This window comes from Paraburkholderia aspalathi, from assembly GCF_905220735.1.
GTDB classification, from domain to species: domain Bacteria; phylum Pseudomonadota; class Gammaproteobacteria; order Burkholderiales; family Burkholderiaceae; genus Paraburkholderia; species Paraburkholderia aspalathi.
Genome location: NZ_CAJNBA010000003.1, coordinates 37,434 through 52,602, shown reverse-complemented (window position 1 = coordinate 52,602; position 15,169 = coordinate 37,434). Strand labels below are relative to the sequence as shown.

At 62.0% G+C, this 15,169-nt stretch carries 14 protein-coding genes and 1 tRNA gene; 9 read left to right on the top strand and 6 right to left on the bottom strand.

The features are described from left to right. The first annotated feature begins 73 nt into the window (after window positions 1–73). Together ffh and KHO30_RS19030 are read left to right on the top strand one after the other, a co-directional pair. Window positions 74–1,441: a signal recognition particle protein gene (gene ffh / locus KHO30_RS19035; RefSeq protein WP_093645225.1), complete on the top strand. Its 1,368-nt coding sequence runs from the start codon at window positions 74–76 to the stop codon at window positions 1,439–1,441. A gap of 143 nt (window positions 1,442–1,584) precedes the next feature. Further along, a complete protein-coding gene (locus KHO30_RS19030; protein ID WP_200620035.1) occupies window positions 1,585–2,136 on the top strand; it encodes a hypoxanthine-guanine phosphoribosyltransferase in 552 nt (183 codons plus the stop codon). Window positions 2,137–2,274: 138 nt separating this feature from the next. Here the strand turns inward: KHO30_RS19030 and KHO30_RS19025 are convergent, their stop codons facing one another. Beyond that, window positions 2,275–2,874, bottom strand: coding sequence for a MarC family protein (locus KHO30_RS19025; protein ID WP_054040747.1), 600 nt, complete (start codon window positions 2,872–2,874; stop codon window positions 2,275–2,277). 12 nt (window positions 2,875–2,886) lie between these two features. Beyond that, entirely contained in the window at window positions 2,887–4,623 is a 1,737-nt protein-coding gene (locus KHO30_RS19020; RefSeq protein WP_211701877.1) for a proline--tRNA ligase, read from the bottom strand. Window positions 4,624–4,995: 372 nt separating this feature from the next. On the opposite strand from KHO30_RS19020, the gene KHO30_RS19015 reads away from it, so the two are divergent. Together KHO30_RS19015 and KHO30_RS19010 are read left to right on the top strand one after the other, a co-directional pair. Further along, on the top strand, window positions 4,996–5,739 hold the full coding sequence (locus tag KHO30_RS19015) for an RNA pyrophosphohydrolase (protein WP_093645229.1): 744 nt from the start codon (window positions 4,996–4,998) through the stop codon (window positions 5,737–5,739). A gap of 76 nt (window positions 5,740–5,815) precedes the next feature. Beyond that, on the top strand, window positions 5,816–6,367 hold the full coding sequence (locus KHO30_RS19010; protein ID WP_093645231.1) for a CNP1-like family protein: 552 nt from the start codon (window positions 5,816–5,818) through the stop codon (window positions 6,365–6,367). A 114-nt stretch (window positions 6,368–6,481) separates the two neighbouring features. Here KHO30_RS19010 and proB read toward each other — a convergent pair whose 3' ends face one another. The 4 genes from proB to rplU all read right to left on the bottom strand — a co-directional run bounded on the left by proB (window position 6,482) and on the right by rplU (window position 9,625). Next, window positions 6,482–7,600, bottom strand: a complete 1,119-nt coding sequence (gene proB / locus KHO30_RS19005; protein ID WP_093645233.1) for a glutamate 5-kinase — start codon at window positions 7,598–7,600, stop codon at window positions 6,482–6,484. 73 nt (window positions 7,601–7,673) lie between these two features. Further along, entirely contained in the window at window positions 7,674–8,795 is a 1,122-nt protein-coding gene (gene cgtA / locus KHO30_RS19000; RefSeq protein ID WP_054040755.1) for an Obg family GTPase CgtA, read from the bottom strand. A 229-nt stretch (window positions 8,796–9,024) separates the two neighbouring features. Next, entirely contained in the window at window positions 9,025–9,288 is a 264-nt protein-coding gene (rpmA, locus tag KHO30_RS18995; protein WP_007180330.1) for a 50S ribosomal protein L27, read from the bottom strand. 25 nt (window positions 9,289–9,313) lie between these two features. Further along, window positions 9,314–9,625: a 50S ribosomal protein L21 gene (gene rplU, locus KHO30_RS18990; protein ID WP_007180329.1), complete on the bottom strand. Its 312-nt coding sequence runs from the start codon at window positions 9,623–9,625 to the stop codon at window positions 9,314–9,316. 239 nt (window positions 9,626–9,864) lie between these two features. On the opposite strand from rplU, the gene KHO30_RS18985 reads away from it, so the two are divergent. The 5 genes from KHO30_RS18985 to KHO30_RS18965 all read left to right on the top strand — a co-directional run bounded on the left by KHO30_RS18985 (window position 9,865) and on the right by KHO30_RS18965 (window position 15,150). Next, entirely contained in the window at window positions 9,865–10,857 is a 993-nt protein-coding gene (locus KHO30_RS18985; RefSeq protein ID WP_054040757.1) for a polyprenyl synthetase family protein, read from the top strand. 38 nt (window positions 10,858–10,895) lie between these two features. Then, window positions 10,896–10,972 (top strand) — tRNA-Pro (locus tag KHO30_RS18980). Window positions 10,973–11,173: 201 nt separating this feature from the next. Next, entirely contained in the window at window positions 11,174–12,478 is a 1,305-nt protein-coding gene (locus KHO30_RS18975) for an HlyC/CorC family transporter (RefSeq protein WP_211701876.1), read from the top strand. Window positions 12,479–12,610: 132 nt separating this feature from the next. After that, entirely contained in the window at window positions 12,611–13,924 is a 1,314-nt protein-coding gene (locus KHO30_RS18970; RefSeq protein ID WP_211701875.1) for a GspE/PulE family protein, read from the top strand. Continuing rightward, window positions 13,921–15,150 carry a type II secretion system F family protein gene (locus KHO30_RS18965; RefSeq protein WP_211701874.1) on the top strand — a complete coding sequence of 410 codons (1,230 nt, stop codon included), beginning with the start codon at window positions 13,921–13,923 and terminating at the stop codon, window positions 15,148–15,150. Before KHO30_RS18970 ends, KHO30_RS18965 begins: the two co-directional genes overlap by 4 nt. The last annotated feature ends 19 nt before the right edge of the window (window positions 15,151–15,169 follow it).

Genomic DNA, 15,169 nt, shown 5'->3' with positions numbered 1-15,169 from the left:
TTTACACTAGGCCCCTGCTCCGCGACGTCTCCCGCTTCGCGCCCCGCTCCGGCCGCACAGTTCATCGCTCCCCATGCTCGACAATCTGACTCAACGGATGGCGCGCGTCGTCAAGACGCTGCGCGGCGAAGCCCGGCTCACCGAGGCGAACACCCAGGAAATGCTGCGCGAAGTGCGCCTCGCGCTTCTCGAGGCGGACGTGGCGCTGCCCGTCGTGCGCGAGTTCATCGCCAAGGTGAAGGAAAAAGCGCTAGGCGAGGAAGTGCTCAGCAGCCTGTCGCCGGGTCAGGCGCTGGTCGGCGTGGTGCAGCGCGAGCTGACCGCGATCATCGGCGGCGACTATGAAGGCAAGGCCGTCGAGCTGAATCTCGCCGTCACACCGCCGGCTGTCATCCTGATGGCGGGTCTGCAAGGCGCCGGTAAGACGACCACGGTCGGCAAGCTCGCCAAGCTCCTGCGCGAGAAGTACAAGAAGAAGGTCCTCACGGTTTCGTGCGACGTCTACCGCCCGGCTGCTATTGCGCAGTTGAAGACGGTGACCGAGCAGGTCGGCGCGGATTTCTTCCCGTCGGAACCGGATCAGAAGCCGGTGGATATCGCGATCGCCGCGGTAGATTGGGCCAAGCGCCACTACCACGACGTGCTGCTGGTCGACACGGCCGGCCGTCTGGGTATCGACGAAGCGATGATGGCCGAAATCGCCGCGCTGCACAGCACGCTGAAACCGGCGGAAACGCTGTTCGTCGTGGACGCGATGCTCGGCCAGGATGCGGTCAACACCGCGAAGGCCTTTAGCGACGCATTGCCGCTCACCGGCGTGGTCCTCACCAAGCTCGACGGCGATTCACGTGGTGGCGCGGCGCTCTCCGTGCGTCACGTGACGGGCAAGCCGATCAAGTTCGTCGGCGTCGCCGAAAAGCTCGATGGCCTCGAAATTTTCTACCCGGATCGCATGGCGAACCGGATTCTCGGCATGGGCGACATTCTCGCCCTCGTCGAAGAAGCGCAGCGCGGCGTAGACGTTCAGGCCGCGCAGAAGCTCGCCGACAAGGTCAAGAAAGGCGGCGACTTCGACCTCAACGATTTCCGCGCGCAATTGACCCAGATGAAGGGCATGGGCGGCCTATCGTCGCTGATGGACAAACTGCCGGCCCAGTTCCAGCAAGCCGCCGCCGGCGCCGACATGGGCCAGGCCGAAAAGCAGATGCGCCGCATGGAAGGCATCATCAACTCGATGACGCCGCTGGAGCGCGCCAAGCCCGATCTGATCAAGGCCACCCGCAAGCGCCGCATTGCCGCCGGCGCAGGCGTGCAGGTGCAGGAAGTCAACCGCATGCTGAATCAGTACGACCAGATGCGCACGATGATGAAAAAGCTGAAGGGCGGCAATCTGCAAAAGATGATGCGCGGCATGAAGGGCATGATGCCCGGCATGCGCTAAGCTTTAGCAAGACGGCGGCGCGCGTGCTTCCGTGCATAAACAACGGCACGCGCGGCTGACTCGGAATTTGTGCGGGTTTATTCTGTACCGCACGCCGTCGTTCTCACCCACACTATGTATACAGTTACCGCCCGTCAGACGTCATGAACCGCGAAGAAGCTCTCCATATTTTTAGCCACTCCGAAGAAATCGTTTCGGCCAACGACGTCAACGCGTCGATCAGCGGCATGGCTGCCGCCATCCGCAACGAGATGAGCGAGGACTTTCCGCTCGTGCTGTCGGTGATGGGCGGCGCGGCGGTGTTCACCGGCATGCTGCTGCCGCACCTCGATTTCCCGCTCGAATTCGACTACATCCACCTGACCCGTTATCGCAACACCACCAAAGGTGGTAATGAGATGCAGTGGCGCGTGGCGCCGGCTGAGTCGGTGAAGGATCGCGTCGTGCTGGTGCTCGACGACATCCTCGACGAAGGCGAGACGATGGCGGCGATCCGCGACCGCATCCTCGCGATGGGCGCGAAGCGCTTCCTGAGCGCGGTACTGTGCGAGAAGATCATTCCGAAGGCCAAGCCGCTGCGCCCGGATTACTGTGGTTTCGAAGTGCCGGACCGCTACGTGTTCGGTTGCGGGATGGACGCCAAAGGCTACTGGCGCAACCTGCCGACTATTCGGGCGTTGACCGAAGGGGCTTAATTCAAAGCCTGGTTGTTCCGGCGGCGCCACGTACGGCGCGCACCGGCGTAAAAAAAGCGGCCCGCGGGCCGCTTTTTGTTTGTCAGGCTCGCGATAGCACTGCTGCACTACCGTGCCGAACCCCGCACTGGATCTCACTCAAAGTTGATGCACAAAAGAGCGGATACCGCCGAGCATCATTTCGACTGAGATCGCCACCAGCACCAATCCCATCAGCCGTTCAAAGGCCATCATGGCGCGCTCACCGAGCCACGCCTGAATGCGCTCCGCCAGCATCAGCACGATCGCGCAGACGATCATCGTGACGGTCAGCGCACCAATCCACTCGAACATCTTGCCGGGCGCCTGCGACGTCAGCAGCATCACCGTCGCGAGAGCCGACGGACCCGCCAGCGCCGGAATGGCGAGCGGCACAATGAGCGGCTCGCCGCCGCGCGTATCGCCGCCGAACGGGCCGTCAGGATGCGGAAACACCATCCTGAGCGCAATCAGAAACAGCACAATCCCGCCACCGATGCGCAATGACTGGTCGGTCAGACTCATCATGCGCAGGAAGCGGTCGCCGACCACCATGAACACCAGCAGGATCGCGAAGGCGATCGCCACCTCACGGAGGATGACGATCGTGCGCCGCTTCGGCGAAACGCTGCGCAGGCAACTGATAAAGAGCGGAATATTGCCTAACGGATCAGTGATCAGAATCAGCAGGACGGTCGCAGATACGAAGGTGTACTCCACCGTCCGCTCCGCTTATTGCGCCAATGCTGCGCGAACCTTGCCGATCACCGTTTGAGCGGCGTCTTCGACCGGCAGCAGCGTCGCTTCAGCGTCGCGGCGGCCTTGATACTCGAGCTTGCCGTCCTTGAGACCACGATCGCCGATCACCAGGCGATGCGGCACGCCGATCAGTTCCCAGTCGGCGAACATCACGCCCGGACGTTCGCCGCGATCGTCGAGGATCACGTCGACACCGGCTTCGACCAGTTCCGCGTACAGCTTGTCGGCCTGCTCACGCACGGCTTCGCTGCGGTCGTAACCCATCGGGCACAGCACAACCTCGAACGGTGCGATCGACTCCGGCCAGATGATGCCCTTGTCGTCGAAATTCTGTTCGATCGCCGCGCCCAGAATACGCGTGATGCCGATGCCGTAGCAGCCCATTTCCATCGGCTGCGGCTTGCCGTTCTCGTCGAGACAGGTGGCGTTCATCGCTTCCGAGTATTTCTTGCCGAGCTGGAACACGTGACCGACTTCGATGCCACGGCAGATGTCGATCACGCCCTTGCCGTCCGGCGACGGATCGCCCTTCTTCACATTGCGGATATCAGCGACGACTGGCTCCGGCAGATCGCGGCCCCAGTTGACACCGGTGGTGTGGTAATCCACTTCGTTCGTACCCACCACGAAGTCGCTCATGTTGGCGACCGTGCGATCCGCGATAACCTTGATCGGCTTCTTCGTGTTGATCGGGCCGAGGTAACCCGGCGGCGTGCCGAAGGTCTCGATGATCTCAGCCTCGGTCGCCATGCGGAAGTCCGCCAGACCCGGCAGCTTGCTTGCCTTGATCTCGTTCAGTTCGTGATCGCCGCGCAGCATCAGCAACCAGATGGTCAGTTCGGCGCCTTCGTTTTCCGTGGCGAGGATGATCGACTTGATGGTGCGCTCGAGCGGGATGTTCAGCAGCTCGGCCACGGCCTCGCACTTTGCTTTGCCCGGCGTTGCCGTCTTCTTCATCTCTTCGGTCGGCGCTGCGCGTTCAGCGTACAACGGCAACGCTTCGGCCGCCTCAACGTTCGCAGCGAACTCCGAGGTCGGGCAATACGCGATCGCGTCTTCACCGGTGTCGGCGATCACGTGGAATTCATGCGAACCACTGCCGCCGATCGAACCGTTGTCCGCTGCCACTGCGCGGAAATCCAGACCGAGGCGCGTAAAGATGCGCACGTACGCGTCGTACATCTTGCGATACGACTCGCGCAGGCCTTCCGCGTCTTTGTCGAACGAGTACGCGTCTTTCATGATGAACTCGCGACCACGCATCACGCCGAAACGCGGACGGATCTCGTCGCGAAACTTCGTCTGGACCTGATAGAAGTTCACCGGCAACTGGCGGTAGCTCTTGATCTGGCCGCGCGCGATATCCGTGACCACTTCTTCGTGGGTCGGTCCGAGCACGAAATCGGATTGCTTGCGATCCTTGAAGCGCAGCAGCTCGGGGCCGTATTTTTCCCAACGGCCCGATTCCTGCCACAGCTCAGCCGGCTGCACCGAAGGCATCAACAGTTCGATCGCGCCTGCCCGGTTCATTTCTTCGCGCACGATGGCTTCCACCTTGCGGATCGAGCGCAGGCCGACCGGCAGGTAGTTATAGATGCCACCGGCAACGCGGCGGATCATGCCGGCGCGCACCATGAGCTTGTGGCTGACGATCTCGGCGTCGGCGGGCGCTTCTTTCAGTGTGCCGATAAAGAAACGGGAAGCTTTCATTCAGATTTTCCAAAAGCGGCGGCTCCGGAGGGACCGCCCGAAAGGTGAAAACGGTGGGGAAACCGACACAGACCCGGCCTTGCGCCGGCACGGACGCGCCGCATATCCGGCCAAACTCTGACCAGGAATTCGGCTCAGACCCGGCAAACGGCCTGCGCATACCAGGCAAAACCCCGGCAAAACCGGCCCGATCGCGGCGCCGAAGCCGCCGCGCAAAGCCTTTGCAGCAAGGGATAAGGCACGGAAAGACTGACAGGCTACCGCAAACGCGGGCCTTTTGCGGCGAATCGTTCCAATCTGGTGCGAATCGGTGCGTCGGGTCCGTTATCTGTTTATAATCAAAGCAATTTTAAAGGATTCGAAGGTGGTTGTATGCTGGATCGTGAAGGCTTTCGCCCGAACGTCGGCATCATCCTCTTGAACGCGCACAACGAGGTGTTTTGGGGCAAACGGCTCCGTGAACATTCCTGGCAGTTTCCGCAAGGGGGCATCAAGTACGGAGAGACCCCCGTGCAAGCGATGTATCGGGAGTTACACGAAGAAACCGGGCTGCTTCCTGAGCACGTCAAGGTGATCGGTCGCACGCGCGACTGGTTGCGTTACGAGGTGCCTGACAAGTTCATCAAGCGCGAAGTACGCGGTCATTACCGCGGCCAGAAACAAATCTGGTTTTTGCTCCGGATGGTTGGACGCGATTGCGACATTTGCTTGCGCGCCACCGACCACCCTGAGTTTGATGCGTGGCGCTGGAACGAGTACTGGGTGCCGCTCGACTGTGTGATCGAGTTCAAGCGGGATGTGTATCAGTTGGCGCTGACGGAGCTATCCCGTTTCATGCGCCGGGCTGCGCCGCGTGCGGAAAAACCTGGCGGGCACCATGGGCCGCGTTATCCCCGGATAGCGTCGTCAATGGAAAGTCCGCCGGATTCGACGATGATGACGGTCACCGCCTCGGTGACCACACTCACCATCGAAACGTCGATTCACACGACGATCGCGTCTGATTGCGGTCCGGGCTCCGGGTCGGTTGCCGAAGTTGGCTCCGCGCCGGAACACGAAGACGAATCGGAGCGCGAAACCGCTGGCTCGCTGTTCCGCCCTGGCGTGCGCAATTAACAATTCTGTGCGGCTGTCCACGCCGCCTCTACTGGTGCGGCTCGATGAGCCGCACCAGTGTTTCGAGGAAACCATATTGAAAGCACTTGCTCTCGTCGTGGCGTGCGTCGCCACTGGCGCCCTGCTGGCTGGTTGCGCCAGCAAACCCTCAAATAAAGACGACAGCGCGTTTGCCTATCTGCTGGACCGGCCGAGCAACTGGGTTGAAAACAAGGTGGACGCCTTGCCGCCGCTGCCGCAAGACTCGAATCTGCTGCCCTTCGAGGTTTCGGGCAATACGCCCCTGCAATTCGCGATCGATAGAAATTCGCTTACCGTCGGTACCGACGGCGTAGTGCGCTACACCGTCGTCGTAACGAGCCAGAGCGGCGCACGCAATGTGAACTACGAAGGGATCCGCTGCGATACGTATGAATGGCGCCAGTACGCGGGGCTGAACGCCGATCACGACGGCTGGGACCAGACCGTCGCCAACGACTTCAGGCGCATTGAGAATGGCGCGCTGAACGCCTATCAGGCGGTGCTGTATCAGGATTATTTCTGCGCGAACAAGATGCCCACGGGCAACGCCAAGCAGATTGTCGAGAACATCCGCTACAAGCGCACGCAGACCTCACTGGTTCACTAAAGCAGTTTTCGCGAGCGGACTTCTTCGAAAGTGGAAGCCGCCGCGAACGTGAAAAAGCCGTTCCAGCTCACGCTGGAACGGCTTTTTTTCTGTCGTGCGAACCGTGCTCGGGAGTCAGACCAGCACAAGATTGTCGCGGTGAATCACCTCAGGCTCCAGCATATAGCCGAGCACCGATTCAATGTCGCCGCTCGGACGCCGCTGGATCAGCTTGGTTTCCGCGCTGCTGTAGTTCGTCAGGCCACGCGCGACTTCGCGCCCTGCCGCGCTCAGGCAAGCGATCACTTCGCCGCGCGCAAACGCGCCCTGCACGCCAACGATGCCGATCGGCAGCAAGCTCTTGCCGCCTTCAGTCAGCTTTTCGACTGCACCGTCGTCGATCACCACGTGGCCTCGCACCTGCAGGTGATCGGCCATCCATTGCTTGCGCGCTGCCATGCGTGCCGTGCGCGCGATCAACTGCGTGCCGATCGCCTCACCCGAGGCCAGCCGTGACAACACGTCTGCTTCACGCCCGCTCGCGATCACCGTATTGGCGCCGCTATGCGCCGCGCGTTTAGCGGCAAGAATCTTGGTCAGCATGCCGCCGCGGCCCAGGCTCGAACCCGCGCCGCCCGCCATTGCCTCGAGCTCCGGCGCACCGGCATCGGCCTGCTGAACGAGCGTTGCGTTTGGATCCTTGCGCGGGTCGGCGGTAAAAAGCCCCTGCTGATCGGTGAGGATGATGAGCGCATCGCCTTCGATCAGATTGGCGACCAGGGCGCCTAGCGTGTCGTTGTCGCCGAACTTGATTTCGTCGGTGACGACCGTGTCGTTCTCGTTAATGATCGGCACGACGCCCAGACGCAGCAGCGTCAGCAACGTGGAACGCGCGTTCAGATAGCGTTCGCGATCGGCCAGATCGGCGTGGGTCAGCAGAATCTGCGCGGTCTGGATCGAATGCTCGGCAAAGCGGCTTTCGTAGACTTGCGCGAGCCCCATCTGACCGACAGCCGCGGCCGCCTGCAATTCGTCGATTTCTCGTGGCCGCTTGGTCCAGCCGAGCCGCTGCATCCCTTCGGCAATGGCGCCCGAACTGACCAGCACCACTTCCTTGCCCTGCGCGCGCAGTGCGGCAATCTGCGCGGCCCAGCGGCCGATCGCAGCATGATCGAGGCCGCGCCCGTCATTCGTAACGAGGCTCGAGCCGACTTTCACTACCAATCGCCGTGAATCTGCGATGACGGAACGCATTGTGCGCGGTCTCCCAAGATGACGCGTGATGCATGCCGGCGGCCCGTGCAGGCGCCGGCGCTCAGGCTTGTTATTACTGAGGGTCGACGCTCGAGTCGTCCGACGCAGCGGCCGGTGCTTCCGGCTTTGCGCGGAAACGCACGTCGGCAGCGAGATCTTCGGCTTCCGCCGCGCGCTGCGCGTCCGAATGCGCGGCGATGTGGTCATACACCGCGTAGCAAAGACTTTCGCAGCCCTGGCCGGTCAGCGCCGAGATTTCGAACACCGGGCCTTCCCAACCGTAGCCTTCAAGGAAGGCCGATACGCGCGCTTCGCGCTCGTCTTCGGGCACCATGTCGAGCTTGTTGAGCACCAGCCAGCGGGGCTTCTCATAGAGTAGCTCGTCGTACTTGCGCAGCTCGTTGACGATCGCCTTGGCTTCCGCGACGGGATCGACGGCTTCGTCGAACGGTGCAAGGTCGACGATATGCAGCAGCAAGCCGGTGCGCTGCAAGTGGCGCAGGAACTGGTGACCGAGGCCTGCGCCTTCCGCCGCGCCTTCGATCAGACCAGGAATGTCTGCAATCACGAAGCTGCGGCTCGGCCCGACACGCACCACGCCGAGATTCGGCGCGAGCGTCGTGAACGGGTAATCGGCAATCTTCGGCCGCGCGTTCGACACCGATGAGATGAAGGTCGACTTGCCGGCGTTCGGCATGCCGAGCAGACCGACGTCGGCCAGCACCTTCAATTCGAGGCGCACCATGCGGCGCTCGCCGGGTTTGCCGTCGGTTTTCTGACGCGGCGCGCGGTTCGTACTGGATTTGAAATGCAGGTTACCGAGACCGCCCGCACCGCCCTGCGCGATCTGCACGCTCTGGTTGTGCTCGGTCAGATCGGCGATCAGCTCGCCGGTTTCCATATCGGTGATAGTCGTGCCGACCGGCATGCGCAGCGTGATGTCGTCGCCGCCCTTGCCGTAGCAGTCCGCGCCGCGGCCGTTTTCGCCGTTGCGCGCCAAATGTTTTTTCGCGTAGCGGTAGTCGATCAGCGTGTTGATGTTGCGGTCCGCGACCGCAATCACGCTGCCGCCCCGGCCGCCGTCGCCGCCATCCGGGCCGCCGAACGGAACGAATTTCTCGCGGCGCATCGACGCGCTGCCATCCCCTCCGTCGCCGGCGATGACTTCAATCCTCGCTTCGTCAATGAACTTCATGCGTAACTCCGTCCCGTGGTGTGCTGCTAGATGGTGCTGCTGGGTTGATGCTTTCAGATGCTGCTATTTTGCCGCGCTCGCCGTACGGTGGGCAATCAGCCGATTGGCTAACCGCGCCGATTTGGCGATGCAATCCGCCAATTCTTCGGACAAAAAGCGCTGCAATAAAAAAAGCCCCGCGAACTTCGCGGGGCCTTTTTCCGGTCCTGAAGCCCGTGCCTGATTAAACTCAGACTGCTGCCGGGACGACGTTGACCATGTGCTTCTTCGCTGCGCCCTTCGTCGAGAAATTGACGTGGCCGTCCGTCAGCGCGAACAAGGTGTGATCCTTGCCGATACCGACGTTTTCGCCCGGGTGCATACGCGTGCCACGTTGGCGAACGATGATGCCGCCAGCGTTGATGGCTTGACCGCCGTAGACCTTGACGCCGAGACGCTTCGATTCAGAGTCGCGGCCGTTGCGGGATGATCCGCCTGCCTTTTTGTGTGCCATTTGATTTGCTCCTTAACCGTTGCGCTTACGCGTTGATCGCGTCGATGCGCAGTTCGGTATAGTTCTGGCGGTGGCCGCCATGCTTCTGGTAGTGCTTCCGGCGACGCATCTTGAAGATGGTCACTTTTGCGTGACGACCTTGCGACACGACGGTAGCCTTGACGGAAGCCCCACTGACCAGCGGCGTACCGAACTTAATCGATTCGCCTTCGCCCACTGCGAGAACCTGGTCGAGCGTGATTTCAGCGTCAATGTCTGCCGGTATCTGTTCTACTTTAAGTTTTTCGCCGACGGCAACTTTATACTGCTTGCCACCGGTTTTTATGACCGCGTACATTGAGAACCTCACTCTGTGTTCATTTTTCCCACGCACCGCGCGCGGAAACCCGTGATTATACATAGAGTTAGCTGCTCGGTCAAAACTCATTGAGAGTCGCCGCGCGCACCGCCCGGCGCCTTGCCGTCCAGCCCCGGCACACGGCCTCGCCGTTGCCTCCGTCGCGCCGTGCCGCAGCCTGCGACCCGGAACTGTCGCGATTCGCCTTATAATTCGCGGCACTACCCAATTCAGCCATCATGTCGTCGACTGCCACCCCCTCCTCCAACGCCGCCAGCCTGCTCGCTCCGATCGCCGAAGACATGCAGCAGGTCAATCGCGTCATACGGCACCGTCTGGCGTCCGACGTGATGCTGATCAATCAGATCTCCGAGTACATCATCAGCGCCGGGGGCAAGCGGCTGCGGCCCGCGCTCCTGCTGCTGGTGGCGGGCGCACTGGGTGAAACCACCGGGCACCGGCACGAACTCGCCGCGGTGGTGGAATTCATCCACACGGCGACGCTGCTGCACGACGACGTGGTCGACGAATCCGACCTGCGGCGCGGCCGCCAGACCGCCAATGCGCTGTTCGGCAACGCTGCGAGCGTGCTGGTCGGCGACTTTCTCTACTCCCGCTCGTTCCAGATGATGGTCGGCGTGGGCAAGATGCGCGTGATGGAAATCCTGTCGGAGGCGACCAACATCATCTCCGAAGGCGAAGTGCTGCAGCTGCTGAACATGCACGACGCCGACGTGGACGAAGCGCGCTACATGCAGGTGATCCGCTACAAAACCGCCAAATTGTTCGAAGCCGCCGCCCAGCTCGGCGCCGTGCTGGCCGGTTCGGACGCGAAGACGGAAGCCGCTGCCGCGGAATTCGGCCGCCGCATCGGCACCGCGTTCCAGATCATGGACGACTGGCTCGACTACACGGGCACGGCTGAATCGATGGGCAAGAACGCCGGCGACGATCTGCGCGAAGGCAAACCCACGCTTCCGCTGATTTATCTGATCGAACGCGGCACGCCCGAGCAGTCGGCACTCGCGCGGGAAGCCATCGAGCAAGGCGGCACCGATCGTTTCGACACCATTTTTGAGGCGATCACGCGCTCCGGCGCATTGGATCACACGCTCGAGTGCGCGAAGCAGGAAGCGATGGCCGCAGCTGCAGCAATTTCTTCATTTCCGGATTCCATTTTCAAAGATAGCCTGCTAGAATTATGTTCTTACTCGACGGCAAGACAGTCTTGAACGAGACTGAAACACCGTAAGAGTCCAGCAGTACAGATCGGGGTGTAGCTTAGCCTGGTAGAGCGCTACGTTCGGGACGTAGAGGCCGGAGGTTCGAATCCTCTCACCCCGACCAGATTTGCCTTGTTAGTTCAAGACTCGAAAAACCGCCCAGCTTGCTTGGCGGTTTTTTGTTTTGGGCCGCGATTTTCTGTGTCCCGCCGACGCCTCGCCACTACGTACGAATTGTCCAAAGCGTCATAGACCCTCCGCGGAGGCGGCTCGCCCAGCCCCTCTGCTATATTCTCTCCATCCCGTCCCCTATCCTTCACTACGCGTGGAACAACTTCCCTTATGGGCGCAGATCGGCGCCGTCTTTCTGCTGCTTATTTGCTCCAGCTTCTTTTCGATTTCCGAAACGGCGATGATGGCGATCAACCGCCATCGTCTGAAACACCTTGCCAACCAGAATGCGCTCGGCGCAAAGACCACTCAAGGCCTGCTCGCGCACACCGATCAGCTGTTGAGCGTGGTCCTGATCGGCAACAATCTGTTCAACACGATCATCCCGGTGCTTACCACCTCGATCGCGCTGCATACCTTCGGCCGTAACAATGTGGTGCTGTCGATCGCGACCGGCATCGTCGCGTTTCTGATTATCGTGTTCGCGGAAATCACGCCGAAAATCGTCGGCGCAACGTTCCCCGAGAAGATCGCCCTGCCGGCCAGCCTGCTGATCGCACCGATGATGCGCGTCGGCAGGCCGCTCGTCTGGTTCGTCAATCTGTTCGCGAACACCATCCTGCGCGTGCTGCATATCAATACCAAAGGCGCGCACGATCAGCGGCTTTCCACCGAAGAGCTGCGCACCATCGTGCTCGAATCAGGCAGCTTCATGCCGACCAAGCACCGCAGCATTCTGTTGAACCTGTTCGACCTCGAGAACATCTCCGTCGACGACGTGATGATCCCGCGCCGCCGCATCGAAGCGCTCGACTTCGACGCGCCGTTCGAACAGATCCTGCATCAGCTCGAAACCTGTTATCACAACAAGCTGATCGTCTATCAAGGCGACATCGACCGGGTGCTCGGCGTGCTCCACGTGCGCAAGACACTGGCTGCCCTGCACAACCAGGAACTCGAGCGCGAGACACTGCGCGAGTTGCTGGCCGAGCCGTATTTCGTGCCGAGCGGCACGCCGGTATTCCAGCAACTACAGTACTTCCAGGAAAGCCGTCACCGCACGGCGCTCGTCGTGAACGAATACGGCGAGTTGCAAGGGCTGGTCACGCCGGAAGACATCATCGAAGAGTTGATCGGCGAATTCACTACCTCGATTCCCCGTAGTGCCAATTCACGCGGCGGCTGGAACGAGAACGGCGAATGTATCGTGGCGGGCAGTATGCCGCTGCGCGAACTGAACCGCTGGCTGCATCTCACGCTGCCGACCGACGGACCTAAAACGCTCAACGGCCTGATCCTCGAGATTCTCGAAGAGATTCCGGACGGTGACGTCTGTGTGCAGATCGGCGAGGTGAAACTTGAAGTGATGCGCAGCGACGACCAGGCGATCCGCACCGTCAAGCTGTTCAAACCGCCCGTTCGCGCGGGCGCGAAAGCCATCAAGGCGGCGCGCGGCTAAGGCCTGCACACCGCACAGCGTCGCACATCGGCTCGAAACGCGCCATTAGCCGATCGGCTGAATGGTGGTGCCTGCGGCCTTACCGGATGATGAAGTCGTCGTGTTCTACAGGCGGCTCATCACCGGTCTCTCATGCAAGATTCTCTTCAACGCACGGCGTCGTTGCGGGCTGCCGTCTTAGATGGCGAAAGCCCAGCCCAACCCAGACATAACGCCTTCGCAGCAAACGCCAATGCCAGTGTCAATAGCAACCAAAGCGCGAATCTCGCCGACTCTGACAACGCGCCCGCCGTACGCCTGCTAACCGACACCTTGCAGGAGGCAACCCGCCGCAATGCGTCGGACCTGCACATCGAACCGGCGGAGCATGGCTGGCGCGTGCGCTTACGTATCGACGGCGTACTGCATGAAATCCCTCAGCCTCCCGCGCATCTGCGCGACGCGTTCATCACGCGCGTGAAAGTGCTGGCGCGCATGGATATCGCCGAACGGCGCGTACCGCAAGACGGACGGCTGCGGATTGCCACGTCGCCTGGCCGCGTCGAAGACTATCGTGTTAACTCGCTGCCTACGTTGTTCGGTGAAAAGCTGGTGTTGCGCAGGCTCGACGCACTACCCACCGATCTGTCGCTCGACTCGCTCGGCCTCGATCCACAGCAACGCGAAGCAGTTGATGCCGCGATTCGCGCGCCGCACGGCCTGGTGCTCGTCACCGGGCCTACCGGCAGCGGCAAGACGCTGTCGCTGTATTGCTTCTTGCACATGCTCAACGATGAGGCGCGCAATCTGTGCTCAGTAGAGGATCCGGCGGAGATTCAACTGGCGGGTATCAATCAGGTGAGCGTGCGCGAAAAGGCCGGCCTGACGTTCGCGGTGGCGCTACGTGCGTTTCTCCGTCAGGACCCCGATGTGATCATGGTCGGCGAAATTCGCGACGACGAAACCGCCGATGTTGCCGTGAAGGCAGCGCAAACCGGTCACCTGGTGCTGTCCACCTTGCATACGAACGACGCACCTGCGGCGGTCGCGCGCCTCATAGACATCGGCGTCGAACCGTACAACCTCGCCGCCGCGCTACGGATGGTGACGGCACAGCGGCTGGTGCGGCGGCTCTGCGTGGCATGCCGCGCACCGGCGCAGCAATCGGCAGCGGCGCTGCGAGCAGCAGGCTTCACTGACGATCACCTCGACAGCTGGCAACCATTCGCTGCAACCGGATGCGAAGCCTGCCACGGCATCGGCTACCGCGGCCGCGTCGGAGTTCACCAGGTGATGCCCGTCTCCGAGGCGATGCGCGAGTTGATCGTGGCACGCGCAGGTACCCATGAACTGGCCCGGCTCGCGCAAACCGAACAGGTGGTCACCTTGCGCGATGCCGCCCTGGCGCGTGTACGCGACGGCACGACGAGCCTAACCGAGGCGCTGGGCGCCACCGAAGTCGCATGAGCACAGCGACGACTCACCCACCGCCAACTGCCGAGATGCGTTTCAAATGGCGTGGCGTCGATGCCGACGGCGTACAGAAAACCGGCGCGCTCATAGCGCCAGACGTCAGCACCGCACGAGCCATACTGAAGCGCGAAAAGCTGTTCATCGTCGAACTCGCGGCACGCGGGCCGGCTCCGCGCCCTCAAACCCGGACCACCGACGTCACGGTGTTCACCCGACAGCTCGCCAGTCTGCTGCGTGCCGGCTTGCCACTCGCGCCTTCGCTGGAACTGCTGGCGCAAGCGGATGGTTCGCGCCGGCAAAGCATGCCGCGGATCGTCGGCGCGCTGGCACGCGGCATCACCGGTGGCCTGCGCTTTTCGGCAGCGTTGCAGCGGCATCCGGCGCAGTTCAACGCGCTGTACTGTCAACTTGTCGAAGTCGGCGAAGCAGCCGGCGCGCTGCCTGCCGTCCTCGCCCGGATCGCCGACGACCGCGAACGCGCCGCCGCGCAGCGTGCCAAGGTGCGCGCGGCGCTCACCTATCCGGTCGCGATCCTGTTGCTTGCCATCGCAATTACCGCCGCGTTGCTGGTGTGGGTCGTGCCGACTTTCAAGCAGATCTTCGACGGCTTCGGCGCGAAACTGCCCGCGCCCACGCAGTTCGTGCTGGCCTTGTCTGCGGGTGCCGCGCGCTGGAGCATTCCTCTGCTCATCATGGTTTTCGCCGTGGGCTCGGCTATGACGTTTCTGCTACGACGTTCCGAAGCAGCGCGCATCCGTTTCGCGCGCATATCGCTGACAATGCCGGTCGCCGGTCCGTTGCTGCGCACCTTGTGCGCGGCGCGCTGGAGCCGAGCACTCGGCACCTTGCTGTCGGCGGGCACACCGCTCGCGGACGCATTCGATTCACTGACTCACGCTACCGGCAACGCTTTCTTCGATCGCGCCACCGTGGAGATTGCTGCGCGGCTGCGGCGCGGCGAACGGCTCGCCGCCGCAATGCGCGCGGCGCACTGCTTTCCACCGGAGGTCGTGCAGCCGGTTGCGGTTGCCGAGGAGTCAGGGGCGCTCGATACGATGCTGATCGATGTGGCGTCGCTCGCCGATCGTCAGGTAGACGAAAAGATCGGCACGCTCTCGAGCCTGTGCGAACCACTTGTCATCATCGTGCTGGGCACGCTGGTCGGCGGCCTGGTGATCGCGATGTATCTTCCCATTATTCAACTCGGCAACGTGGTGTAGCATCGCAGCCGAATCCCAC